This window comes from Bacteroidota bacterium, from assembly GCA_016183775.1.
Lineage (GTDB): Bacteria > Bacteroidota > Bacteroidia > JABDFU01 > JABDFU01 > JABDFU01.
This window is the reverse complement of sequence record JACPDY010000157.1, coordinates 1-14460: the sequence shown is the minus strand read 5'-3', so window position 1 is coordinate 14460 and position 14460 is coordinate 1. Positions and strand designations below refer to the sequence as shown.

Genomic DNA, 14460 nt, shown 5'->3' with positions numbered 1-14460 from the left:
ATACCTATTCCTGGAGCAATGGTTCTACCACTCAAAATATAAATCCTTGTCCGGTATCAACAAGCACATATACAGTTACAATAAGAGATAGCGGAGGAAGCACATCCACTTCAACGGCAGTGGTGACAGTCCATCCTGCGGTAACTGTATTGATCACTCCAACCAATATAAATTGCAGCGGTGCTTCGACAGGCTCTGCAGCCGCGGCAGGAAGTGGCGGCAGCGCACCTTATACGTATAACTGGAGTAACGGAGTTTCAGGTTCTGCGGCTTCGGGTTTAACGGCGGGAACTTATACAGTTACCGTAACCGATAACAAAGGTTGTACAGTAAACTCAACGGCGACAATAACCTCTCCTCCCCCATTAGCAGGACAATTTACAAAGGGCACTGCTAATTGTACAGGGTGCGGCTGCAAAGAATGGTTAATGGTAAATGCTACGGGAGGCACAAGCCCCTACTCCTACTCCTGGCCGGATGGTTATGTGAATAGATACAAAAGTCAACTTTGCCCGGGAGCATACAATATAAATATTACTGACAAAAATGGGTGTAGTGTGAAGATTAATCTGACAGCTCCCTGATGATATAATTTTTACCATTGTTTCGAAATAGTTTACAAATGAACCTATGAAGCAAAAACACATCAGCACGTTACTTATTTATCAATTACTATTAGCAACTATTGCTTATAGTAACAAACCTGTTGATCCCCAATTAAAAACCAGCGTGCAACAATGGCTGTGTGAGCAGCCCGTAAGATTCCTTGAAAACAAAGGACAGATAACTGACGCCAGCGGCAAACCATTGCCATTTGTTTTCTTTAAAACAGAAACCCCCGGCCTAAATATGTTTGTTACTGACAAGGGGCTAACATATATGTTCATTAAAACACATGAGAAAGAAAAAAATGATCATAAATATGCGGGCAATAAATTTTCACAAAGAACAGAACAACCGGAACAGGAAGAAATAAAAACGGAATGGACAAGAATTGACATGTCCTTAAAAGGAGCGACTATCAAAAAAGAAAATATTTTCAATGAAGGTATGAGTACCGGATTTTCACAATATTTTTTGGCTCATTGTCCCGATGGTATTACTGATGTCCGCAGTTATGAAAAAATAACCATAGAAGAAATTTACCCGGGAATTGACTGGGTTCTGTATAATTCTGATAACAAGGGATTCAAATATGATTTCATTGTTCATCCGGGAGCAGATCCTAAACAAATAGAACTGGTTTATTCTTCGCTCTTACCTTTAAAACTTAACAGCAATGGAAATATAGAAATAAAAACAAACTTAGGCACACTTACCGAAAATGCTCCTGTAAGTTATCTCCGTAAAAAAAATAGCCCACACGGAGAATCCCAGGATGAAGTCATATTGACTCAATTTATAAAAAAATTAAACTTCAGGAATGACCAGGGTGGTTACGATACATTCATACAATTCCATTTTTTAAATGACCTGAATGGTTCTGAAGAAGCAGACCTCATCATTGATCCGCAACTTACGTGGTCAACCCTATATGGAAGCAATGGCCTTGATGGTTTAATGAGTATAGATTGTGATATCTTTGGAAATATATTTATTACAGGGTATCTGAATCCTCCTGCTTCTAATATTCCTGTATTAAATCCGCTTGGCGGAGCATATTTCCAGGGAACTTATGGAGGCGGACAGGGAGATGTGGTTATCCTGAAATTTAGCAATACCGGAGTATTACTTTGGGCCACATATTACGGAGGTACTGTAAGCGAGGGAGGAAATTTTATTTGTACCGATCTCACCGGAAATGTATTTGTAACAGGCGCTACGAACTCCACCAACTTCCCTGTGTTCAATGCACTCGGCGGAACTTATTTCCAGGCAACGAATGCCGGCGGGTTTTACCCGGGAGATGCATTTGTTTTGAAATTTAGTAATTCGGGAGTGCGACTTTGGGCCACTTATTATGGTGGAACGGGCGCTGAAGATGGTAATTCCATTTGCACTGACCTTGCAGGAAATATATTTATTACCGGCTGGACCAGTTCTGTCAATTTCCCTGTTTTAAATCCGCTTGGAGGAACCTATTTTCAGGCAGCTAAAGCCGGCGGAGACGATGCCTTTATTCTAAAATTCAGCAATACAGGTATTCAACTCTGGGCCACTTATTACGGTGGAACAGGCAATGATGAAGGTGTCTCAATATGTACCGACGCATTAAACAATATATTTGTTACAGGGAGTACATACTCTACCAACTTTCCAATAATGAATCCTTTTGGCGGCACATACTTCCAGCCGGCAAACGGGGGTGGAGCCTTCACAAAAGATGCCTTTATTCTCAAATTCAGTAATGCAGGAATACAGATTTGGGCTACATACTATGGGGGAAGTGGTAATGAAGGAGGCGCCTGGCGTTTAGGGTTTTCAATATGCACTGATCTTTTAGGAAATATATTTGTTATAGGGTTCACATCCTCTTCTGCAGCCACCTTCCCTCTTTTGAATCTGGCCGGCGCTTATTTTGATAATACATTAGGTGGAGGCTCCGATATCTTCCTACTGAAATTCAGTAATGCAGGAGTATTGCTTTGGGCAACTTACTATGGAGGAAGTGCGGGAGAAAACACCTCTGCTTTTCTTACTTCCGATAATATTGTTGTCGATCCTTGTAATAATATTTATGTAAGCTTCCAGACTAGTTCTACGGATGTAACAGTAAAAAACTCGTGCAACCTTGACTATTTCGACAACAGCTATAATGGAGGTTCCTACGGTGGAGATCTTTTTATTGTCAAATTTAATGCTTTAGGTGCACTTCAATGGGCTACTTATTTTGGTGGAAATGATAGTGATGTACGGGGAGCATTGGCCATAGACAGTTCCGGCAACCTTTATAGTTCGGGCGAATCCTGGGGAATAATTAATCATCCTTTTTTAAATCCGGGCGGAGGAGCATTTTATGATAATACAGCTAACGGAAGCGACGATGGCTATATTGCGAAGTTTATTCCTTCTGTTGTATATGCCCAGAATCAGACAAACAATACTTCTTGCAGCCCTTGCAATGGAAGTGCAACTATAAATATAACCTGCGGAGAACCAAGCTATAATTATACATGGAGCAATGGCAGTTCAACATTAAATACAACAAGCAATAGTAATACCATAACTGGTCTTTGTACCGGTACATATACTGTGACTGCAACCGGCAGCTGCAATCAAACACAAACGGCAATATTTGCTATTACCGGTACAACATGTGTAAGCTGTACCCTGACAGGACAGATTACAAAAGGCACTGCCAGCTGTGCAAGTTGCGGCTGCAAAGAATGGGTAATGGTAAATGCCATTGGTGGAACAAGCCCCTACTCCTACTCATGGCCGGATGGCTATTCCAACAGATATAAAAATCAACTTTGTCCGGGAACATATTCTATAAATATAACGGACAAAAACGGGTGCAGTATGAATATTAGTCTTACGGCCCCTTAATTATTATTTTTAACTTAAATTAAAAAAAACGTGACGCAAGCCCATACAAACCAACTGTTCAGCATAAAAAAGACATTAATCCTTTTAATGCTTAACCTATTCATTTATTTGATCCAGGCTCAGCATAATATTGCCCCAGTTGATATTCAGAAAAGAAATACTGAACAAGAAACATTTACCTTACCTCGCGGCGCTTCGGCTTCGTCCAGCGCAGGCAACTATTCAACCACACTAAGGGGATCCGGCATGATGTTTACACAGAACAAAGGTCAGATAATAGATATGAATAAAGGTTTAAGACCCGATATTTTATACAAAGGAGAAGGCGGAGGAGCTGATATATATATCAGAAAAACAGGCGTAAGTTATGTATTAAGCAATGAAGCAAAAGTGATGCATGAAATAAAAGAGTCGCTGGAAGAAAAAGAAAAATCCGGAAGCATTACAACACAAGAAGCAAAAAAATTAAAACAAGAACTGGAAGAAAAGGCGCTTATCAAACTACACAGAACGGATATTGACTTTGTAAACGGAAATCCAAATCCTGATATAATTACCGCTAATCAGGTTGAAGGCGTTACAAATTACTATTTCGAACATTGCCCGCAAGGCATTACCGGTGTACGGTCATTTAATGAAGTAACCGTAAAAAATATCTATGACAACATTGATGTTAAATACTATGGGGAAAAGACAAATGGATTAAAATATGATATTATAGTAAATCCGGGAGGCGACCCTAACCAGATACAACTCAGGTATAGCGGGGCAGATGCTTTAACAATTAAGAATGGAGAATTAAAAATTAAAAATTCAGTGGGTGAAATAACTGAACAACTGCCAAAAGTATATCAAAATATAAATGGGCAAATTGTTGATGTAAGAGTCGAATACAAATTAACCCTCTCCCAGCCTGTCCTGAGCGAAGCCGAAGGAGGGAGAGCCGGAGAGGGGCTTGTTCGTTTTTCATTTTCAGATTATAATTCTTCATTCCCCTTAGTGATTGACCCATGGGCCTCATACTATAGCGGCAATTATGGAGAACTTGGCTTTTCAGTAACAACCGATCCTTTTGGCAACATAGCATTTAGCGGACAAGCAAGATCAAGTAATCTTCCGACCTCTCCCGGAGCCTTTCAAACTGTAGCCCCCGCCGGAAGAAATGTATTTGCAGTTAAAATGACCAGTACCGGCGCCCGGATTTGGGGAACCTATTACGGCGGGACCGGCACACAGGCCGCCGGTTGGGGCATTTCCGGTGATGCGGCAGGAAATATTTTAGTGGCCGTATCAAACGCTCCGGCAACCTTGCCTATGGGTGCAACTGCGGGCAACGTTGTGCAGCAGCCAACCGGAGTTGGCGGCGCCCTTGTAAAATTCGATCCTCTGCTGGGCCAAAGAGTATGGTCAACATTTTATGGAAGTAGCGCTTCCTATGGCAATGATGTTGTTACAGATGGAAACAATGTTTATTTATATGGACCAACCACATCAGCTTCCAACATTTCAACAGCAGGAACTTTTCAATTCGCGCTTAATGGCGCAAGTGACGTGTTTGTTGCAAAATTCGCTTCTAACGGAAGTCTCATCTGGGGAACTTATGTCGGAGGTTCCGGCGATGAAACATGTGGTGGTATTGCATACAACACACTTACTTCAAGTATTTATATTGGAGGTTACACAACTTCCACTAATTTCCCTGCAACCATTCATCAACCGGGATATGGCGGTGCAACGGATGCATTTATCTTTAAATTAAATCCGGCAGGAGGCCAGGTATGGGGTACGTATTATGGAGGATCGGGATCAGATTATGGAACTGTGATCGCTACAGATGGCCTGGGTAATGTAATAATCGGAGGCATTACAGGCTCAAATAATAGCATTGCCTCTGCCGGTTCATATCAGCCGGTAAACGGAGGCGGAGCCATCACCGCCGGAACTAACGATGGTTTTCTCGCTAAGTTCAATAGTGCCGGTGTTCGCCAATGGGGCACTTACTTTGGAGGCAACCGCTGGGAATTAGTAAATGGGCTTGATGTGGATGCTACAAATAAAATATATATTTCGGGAGAATTTGAAGATGCTGATTCCGGAAATTACCCAATCAGCGTTTGTGCATACCAGCCCGTATTTGCCGGACACGAAGACGCATATATAGCCAGATATGATCCAAACGGGAAGCAGCTATGCATCACCTATTACGGAGGATCAAAACATGATGAAGCAGCATTTGACAATTCGGCTTCTACAGGTGGAGGAAGTTTAGCTATATATGGAAACAACTTACACATTGTTGGTTGCACAGAAGGATCCTTCCCTGTAACACCGGGGGCTTTTCAAACAGCTTTTGGTGGACCAGAATCAGGTTTTGTTGAATTCAACGAGGCTTACATTGCACAGTTGTGTATAAACATATGCGAAGGAGTATCAGATCTAAACTTCACCGCTGTTCCAAACAGCGTTTGTAACAATACGCCAATTACATTTACTCCTTCCGTGAGCAATGTATGCGACACTTCAGGCTATAAATTTCAATGGACGTTCTCAGGTGCTAGTCCAGCAAGCTCTACAGCCATAAAACCTACGGTTACTTACTCTACTCCCGGCAATTACCCGGTTAAGTTAGTACTCACTACTGCTTGCAAAAAAGATAGTCTGACACAGACCGTTGTTGTTAATTCTTCCTGTGTAATTACGGCTGCAGCTACAAGTTCAACGATCTGTCCGAATAGTTGCACTAATATTACCGCGAACGGAGCAAATGGAACCGCCCCATACACTTACAACTGGAGTACCGGTGCCACTACCCAAACAATAAATGTTTGCCCGGCAACAAATACAAATTATTTAGTGACAATAACCGATGCATCAGGTAATAGCGCCTCTGCTCCGGCTTCAGTAATTATCCGTCCACCCTTAATTACAACTCCTTCCAGCACAAACATTACCTGCACAGTTACGGGCAGCGCCGGCATTACTGTCAATAGCGGGAGTGTACCATATACATATAACTGGAGTAACGGTGCGACAACATCATCCATTCAAAATATACCAGCCGGAAATTATACCGTGACTGTTACAGATGGAAAGGGATGTACTAAAACGAACGCGTTCACTATAACAAGCTCCAATCCTGCATCAGCTACATTCACTTCCACACCGGCTTGCGTTGGTGGTGTGGTAAACTTTGTACATACCGGCTCAGCGGGTACATACTATTGGTCAATTACTCCGACAAGCCCGGCCGTAAGCGGAACCACTATGAATTTTTCTTACACCTTTTTATCAACCGGAACTTATACTGTTACCCATAATACTACTAACGCAGGCTGTTCCGACAGTAAAACCGCTACTGTAACCGTGAGCAATTGCACCGGTCCTACAGTTACTGCTACCGGAAGCTCAGTCTGCCCCGGAGCCTGCGCAGCTGTAACTTCCAGTGGAGCAAACGGCACGAGTCCATACACCTATTCCTGGAGCAATGGCTCTACCACTCAAAATATAAATCCTTGTCCAATATCAACAACCACATACACTGTAACAATAAGAGACATCGTAGGAAACTCATCCACTTCAACGGCAATAGTGACAGTTCATCCTGCTGTAACTGTATTGATCACTCCAACCAATATAAATTGCAGCGGTGCTTCGACAGGCTCTGCAGCCGCGGCAGGAAGTGGCGGCAGCGCACCTTATACGTATAACTGGAGTGGCGGGGTTCCGGGTACAGGGTTCCAGGTTTCAGGTTTGTCGGCAGGAACTTATACAGTTACCGTAACTGATAATAAAGGCTGTAGTTCAATATCAACTACTACAATAACCTCTCCGCTGCCATTGTCAGGACAATTTACAAAGGGCACTTCCAATTGTACAGGGTGTGGTTGCAAGGAATGGTTAATGGTAAATGCAACAGGCGGAAGCAGCCCCTACTCCTACTCCTGGCCGGATGGTTATGTGAACAGATACAAAAGTCAACTTTGCCCCGGGGCTTACAATATAAATATTACTGACAAAAATGGCTGCAGTATAAATATTAATCTGACAGCTCCCTGATCTTATACCATAAATAGAAGTTCAATGGTATAATGCTGATCGAAAGGAGAATACAGTTTTTAAATGGACTAAATTATATATAGCATCGGTATTATTATTTGGCCGACTATTTAACCCTTTCCTTTAGCAGATCTATTAATGGCCTATTCTGAATCAGACTTTCTATCCATGCAGTGGTATCAAAATCTGACAGCAAATGTGTTCCCGCATGCTTGCTTATTGCAAGCAGATCATTACGTAATTTATTTAAACCATTATTTTTATTCTTTCCGGAGCATATAAAAACTTCACTTTGGAAAAACCGGATCAATCTTTTTTCAAATTTTCCTAAAAATTTATTTTTTAACAACCACCGCTGTGATGATCTGGAAAGACGTTTAAGTGCTTCGAGATTACCGGTCTCATAATTAATTATTAAGATAAATATCCGCGCCATAGCCTGCCCGTCTATCCTGTTCGGCTTATTGAAATTGATTATTCTATTCAGGTAGTGCATCGCTCCTTTGTACTCCCGTAATAAATAACTGGCAAAAAACAGGTTCCCTAATAGTACCACCTTCAAACCATCTCCTATCAACTCAAAAGAAACTAAGTGTCTGACACTTTCCCATGATGCGATTGCCTTTTGCGGCCTATATAACCTTATCTGGCCCGACATGTAATTAGATGTCAAACTAATGAATAGGGATTTCACACCTCTTGTTTTGATCTTGGATGGTAGACTTTCGAAAAATATTTTTGCCTTCAGGAATGCCTGTTCCCCCTCTTTATCAAGGTTTGAATGGTTGCAGGTTGCAATTAAACGACCAAGACCGGCAATGTAATTCTCGGAACGTAATTTTAAATTATCCTTTTCGCTTTCCAGGTAATCTACCCATTCCTTTTGCTGTAGATATGCCTCTTTACCCCATGAATCCATCAGCCGATACCTTAGAAAATGAATATGATAATAATAGCGAAGTGAAGAATAAGTAAGCGCTTTCTCAGGAGATGAAAGCAAACGGGAATTAAATATCTCCCTTAATTTTTTGTTCTTTACTTTACCACCATAAATATCATCGAAAGATTCAAGTTGCACAACAATGTTTTCATAGTCAAACGTATTTTTGAGACAATCGAAATAATGCCGGACCCGGGAAATTCCCTTACCTGCATAATGCCTCAACTCTGCGAAATTTGTTGTTTGTCTTATATTACGGACTTTCAAAGAGGAAGCGACCAAAAGATAATTGAACTGCTCATGCTTAAGTGCAAGTTTTTCAGCTTTCGCAATCAGCTTATTCGCTATTTTATTGAGTCGCTTGGCATACAGCAACTCAGCCTGGTATACCAGGTTTTGAATTTGAAAGTGTATTGCAGTATCGGAATGATACTCGGCAAGACTTTTTAAAATAGCCTTGGTGAGGTAATTTTTGGCCTTACTTACATGATGTGTAAATCCCTTTTTTTTGAGCTTATTCAGAAGCATATCTTCGTCAAATTCTTTAAGCCCATCCAAAATATCAAATAACTTTAAATAACTAAGCCTTTCATTACCAGTCTTTTTCCGGCTGCCAAATGCTTTAAAAAAAACTTTCTCCTGCGTATCAAGAGATTTTATAAGCCGGAACAATTCATCTGAATGCGTCTTCATTGACAAACTTATTTTAACCAATATAGAATTTGGCGGGAATATTTACAAACACTCATTTTCGGTGTAGTATCTATTAACTAAATTTGATTTGACACGTGCTCATATTATAGTTAAATTAGGTAAATTAAATGAGTTTCACTTAAGTTGTTCAAGATTATTCCTTTTAAATACAAAGCGGTTAAATAAACAATTTATGAAGAAATTTGTTGCAAAAAATATTAACTTCCTTCGCTTCCACTCTACCATTTTACCTGCAAAAATATCTTATTTGATCAATGTATTATTGGGCTCTGTTTTATTTGTCTCTTTCGGAAATACCAAAGCACAATCTTCTGGTACAAATACGAAAGTCTCCGGAAGTAATATGTTTTATTATGCACAAAGAGATCATACCTTTTCAGATCCGTCTTTTTCAATACCTCCGACAACCGACTCTGATAATTTATCGAAAAGTAAAAATCCAGCTGTTGGTTTTAATACCGACCTGAACCTGGCAGAACATGTAAAAACAGAATTATCGCAATCACAAAAGGAACGGATCAAAGAATCCCTGGCAAACAGGTCGGTCGGGTTCAGGAAAAACATGGGACAATGGAACAAGGATTTGCTGTATCGCGGACAGTCAGATTTCGGTGCAGTACACTTTCTTAAAGACGGGATGAAGTTTATTATTAACAGGGAAGCGGAAAATAAGCAACCAGAGAAACATTCTTTAGCCAAATTTGGGCCGGGCTCAATTGAATACCTGGTATGGAGCATGGGTTTTAAAGGAATGAACAATGATGTTCAGATCATATCGGAGCAAATGCATGAAAGCAAAACAAATTACCTGGTCGGAGATGATTTCAGCAAACATACACTTAACGCACCTGACTACGAAATACTCACTTACAAAAATTTATATGACAAGGTTGACTTAAGATACTACAGGTCGGATAAAAAATTGAAGTATGATTTTGTAATTGACCATAAGGGTGATGTGGACAACATTCAACTTTCTTTCTCCGGGATTCGATCATTAAAAATATCTGAAAATGGCAACCTGAAAATTGAAACCGCATGGGGCGTTTTGGAAGACAGAGCCCCAAGTTCATATCAAATGATCAATGGAGTTAAAACTGAAGTCGATATCCGTTACAATCTGATTGATAACCTAACGTTCGGATTTAAGATCCATGGGAATTATGACCCGGATCAACAATTGATCATTGATCCTGTAATATTAGATGTCGCGACATTTGTATTGGGAGCATTTGTTAGCGGCAATGATTATCTTTTTGGCTTCGATATGGATCCCGCAGGAAACATGTATGCCACAGGTCATTATGCTGATTTTTTACCCGTAACTGCTGGGGCTTATGATACAAGTTACAACGGAACATTCAGTAACACAGGCGGTGATGCATGGATTGCCAAGTTTGACCCAACGGGATCTAATTTAATTTACTGCACCTATATAGGAGGAAGCGGGTATGATGTAGGAAATGATATTACAGTCAATAATGCACAGGAAGTATTTTTAACCGGAAACACGAATGGCAACAATACAGCAGGCGGGGCTAATTTTCCTACTACTCCCGGCGCATTTGATGTCACATACGGCGGAGGAACATTCGTTTATGATGGATTTTATACAAAACTAAATTCGGCAGGCACTACTTTACTTTATTCAACCTATTTAGGAGGAAACACAGATGACCAGGGATTGGGTATCGGATTTAATAGTGCCAATGAAGTTGTAGTTTCGGGTTCAACAAAAGGGAATTTTCCTACAGTTAATGCGTATGATGCAGCTTTCGGAGGGGGAGTTGATGGCTATGTTGTTAAATTTAACGCAGCAGGAACTGTTTTGTACTCTACTTATCTTGGAAATGCAGGGGACCAATATGCAAACAGCGCAAAAATTAATAACGCGGGGGAAGTGTATGTGACAGGCTCAACATCAACGAACAGCTTCCCAACTATCGCAGGCTCTTATGATATCACCTTTGGCGGAACCGTGGATGCCTTCGTAACAAAATTCAATTCCGCAGGAAATGCTTTAGTCTATTCTACATTCCTTGGCGGGACAGGATCGGAAGATGGTACAGACCTCGTAATTAATGGTGCAGGTGAAGCTTTTGTTATTGGATGTACCAATGGGGGGTTCCCGACTCTTAATGCATATGATGCGAGCTTTAATGGAGGACTGGCAGACTTTTTTGTATCAAAGTTAAATTCAACAGGAACTACCTTAATTTACTCCACATATATTGGTGGGAATGGAAATGAACTATTTCCGACTACCAGTTGGGGCGAAGGACCAACACTTGTAATTAATTCATGTGATGAGGTATTTGCAGCGGGATTCTCAAGTTCAACAGATTTTCCAACTACGTCATGCGCCTATGATAAAACGTACAGCGGGGGCGGCTGGGATATAGTTGTTTTCAAACTGAGTTATACCGGTTCCGTTTTATTGTATTCCAGCTTTTTTGGAGGAAATGGGTTGGACTATTACATTGCTTCCATTGGAATTGCAAACGACAACAGGATCGGGGTCGGCTTCACTTCACATTCAACCGACCTGCCCACTACACCTGGCGCATTCAGTAGAAATGGAAACACAGGCGGTGATTGCCCTTTTATTTTTACAATGAGTGCATCTGATATAAAAACAGATTTTAACTATTCTACCGGCACCTGCAACCAGGTGAATTTTACAGATGCTTCTAACGGAAGTTGTGTCTGGCAATCTTCCTGGTCACCGATCGGATGGCTATGGGATTTTGGCGATGGAACCACATCAACACAACAAAACCCTTCTCACACCTACAACGCTCCCGGCTATTATAACGTCAGGTTAATTGTCGGTTGTCCCAAAGACACGATCACAAAAAAAATATTTATTCCTTCACCCGGTTCAGCTTATGCAGGCCCCGATGTGATCATTTGTTCAGGAGATAATGTTCAGCTGAACGCAAGCGGTGGAACTTCATACACATGGACTCCTTCTAGCGGACTCAATAACCCGAATATTGCTAACCCAATCGCAACACCCGTTACAACAACAAAATATGTAGTAACTGTTGGCGGAGCAACCTGTAATGTTACCGATACTGTGAAGGTAATAGTTGTAAGCAGTGTTACCGCCAACGCAGGACCTGATGTTAATTTTTGCCAGGGCGACAGTGTGCAGTTAAATGCAAGTGGAGGAAACACATATTTGTGGAGTCCTTCTACCGGCCTCAGCAACCCGAATATTGCAAATCCGAAAGCTGCACCCGGGACCACAACAACTTATACCGTTACCGTTTCTTCAGGAAGCTGTAGCGCTACTGACCAGGTGGTTGTAACCCGCAACACAATGCCAGTGGCAAATGCCGGACCAGACCAAACTATTTGTTTGGGCGGTAGCATTCAGCTCACCGCAAGCGGAGGAACAACCTATCATTGGAGCCCACCATTATTTTTAAATAATCCGAATGTTGCAAACCCAACTGCTTCGCCAACTGTCACATTCAAATATGAAGTTAAGGTTTCGAATGGAGCTTGCTTTGCTTATGACATGGTTAACATAACGGTTATCCCGCCTCAAACCGGAAGCGCTGGGCCTGATGCTGTTATATGCAGAGGACAGGGAACTAATTTAAATGCTACGGTTGGTACAACATTCACATGGACACCAACTACAGGATTAAGCAATCCTAATATTGTAAACCCTGTTGCGTCACCGACTATTACAACCGATTATATAGTAAGGATCAGCAACGGCAATCCGACCTTTCCATGCTCGGGCGCGGATGTTACAGGTACACTTGGCACCACTGCTCCAAGCGGTACTTCTCCATATGCCGGAACTGCCACGGATTACCGTATGCAATTGCTGTACCGCGCGGCTGATCTGAAAACTGCCGGTATTACGGCCGGAAAATTAAAATCTATCGCATTTTATGTAACAACCAAAAACAGTACCCAACCGTATTCAGGGTACACCATTAAAATGGGTTGTACCTCTGCCACTACTCTTGGCTTTTCATGGATTACCGGTTTGACCACTGTTATGGGGCCTGTTAATTATTCTTCTGCCTTAGGATGGAACACACATACACTTACTACGCCCTATAACTGGGATGGCACCTCCAACATCATTGTTGAAATTTGCTGGGATAATTCCACCGTTTCGGCTGCTGATGTGGTGGCCGGATTTTCTTCGGGGTTCGGGTCGGTGGCTTATGCTTCTAACGCTACTAATGCTGAGTCGGGATGTACCATCGCCGCTGTCGGGGGGTCGACCTTATCGCATCCTTCTACAAGATTTACTTATTGCAAAGGGGTTCCGCAGTTTTCCTGGTCACCTGCCGCCGGGTTGAATAATGCTTCTATTTCTAACCCCATCGCTGCTCCTGCAACTACTACTACTTATACTGTTACTGTTACCGGACTTAGCGGTTGCACTAAAACGGATGTGGTTACTGTGCAGGTGAATAGTTGTGGCTGTGTATTGTCCGCTCAAGCCAATGTGATCGCTAATGTGACCTGTAACGGGGGGAATAACGGCAGCGCTTCGGTTACTATCAGCAATGGTTCCGGCCCGTATACTTATAAGTGGAGTAATGGCAGCAGCGGGGTTACGACTGGTACTACTTTAACTCAGGTTGGCCTTAGCCAGGGCACGTATACTGTGAGTATCACCGAGGGGGCCTGTACGTCTATTTCTATTGTGTCCATCACTCAGCCCGGCCCTATTACTGTTACCAGTTCTTTGTCGGCCGCGGCCTGTAATGGTACTGCTGTTGTAACCGCTACGGGCGGCGCAGGGGTATTGACTTACAACTGGAGTAACGGGGCTACGGGGCAGACTGTGTCGGGACTGGCTCCGGGAACTTCGTATACCATAACTGTTACGGATGCGAATGCATGCACCGCTACTGCGGTTATCATGATCAATGCTCCGGCTAATTTTTCTACTTCCAGTACTAATATCAGCTGCTCGGTGAGCGGATCGGCATCGGTATCGGTCAGCAGCGGCACTTCTCCTTATTCATTTACCTGGAGTAACGGGGCTACCAGTGCTACTGTTTCGGGGCTCGCGGCCGGGAATTATACAGTGAGTGTTACCGAGGGCAATGGCTGTGTGACCACCAAAACGTTCAGCATTGCGGGTACGAGTGCCGCTTCGGCTACTTTTTCTAATCCATCGGCTTGCGTGGGTTCGGGTGTGACTTTTACCAACACCGGTACTACGGGTACCTATAGCTGGAACATTGGCTCGCCCATTAATGTCAGCGGCACTACCGTTA

Annotated in this window: 5 protein-coding genes; 4 read left to right on the top strand and 1 reads right to left on the bottom strand. The window is 42.3% G+C overall.

All coding sequences use genetic code 11. The features are described 5' to 3' along the window. The 3 genes from HYU69_17280 to HYU69_17270 all read left to right on the top strand — a co-directional run. Window positions 1-584 (top strand): hypothetical protein (locus HYU69_17280; protein MBI2272095.1); only part of this gene is annotated, 584 nt, incomplete at its 5' end. A 46-nt stretch (window positions 585-630) separates the two neighbouring features. After that, window positions 631-3489, top strand: coding sequence for an SBBP repeat-containing protein (locus tag HYU69_17275; protein MBI2272094.1), 2859 nt, complete (start codon window positions 631-633; stop codon window positions 3487-3489). An 87-nt stretch (window positions 3490-3576) separates the two neighbouring features. Further along, a complete protein-coding gene (locus tag HYU69_17270; protein MBI2272093.1) occupies window positions 3577-7545 on the top strand; it encodes a PKD domain-containing protein in 3969 nt (1322 codons plus the stop codon). Between the two features lie 106 nt (window positions 7546-7651). On the opposite strand, the gene HYU69_17265 is transcribed toward HYU69_17270, so the two are convergent. Beyond that, window positions 7652-9178, bottom strand: coding sequence for a hypothetical protein (locus HYU69_17265; protein MBI2272092.1), 1527 nt, complete (start codon window positions 9176-9178; stop codon window positions 7652-7654). Between the two features lie 193 nt (window positions 9179-9371). On the opposite strand from HYU69_17265, the gene HYU69_17260 reads away from it, so the two are divergent. Beyond that, a partial coding sequence (locus HYU69_17260) for a PKD domain-containing protein (protein ID MBI2272091.1) occupies window positions 9372-14460 on the top strand: 5089 nt, incomplete at its 3' end.

Excerpts from the sequence above, each read along its gene's own strand:
- HYU69_17265 (MBI2272092.1), bottom strand. The coding sequence starts at position 9,178 with ATGAAGACGCATTCAGATGAATTGTTCCGGCTTATAAAATCTCTTGAT.
- HYU69_17270 (MBI2272093.1), top strand. The coding sequence starts at position 3,577 with ATGCTTAACCTATTCATTTATTTGATCCAGGCTCAGCATAATATTGCC.
- HYU69_17275 (MBI2272094.1), top strand. The coding sequence starts at position 631 with ATGAAGCAAAAACACATCAGCACGTTACTTATTTATCAATTACTATTA.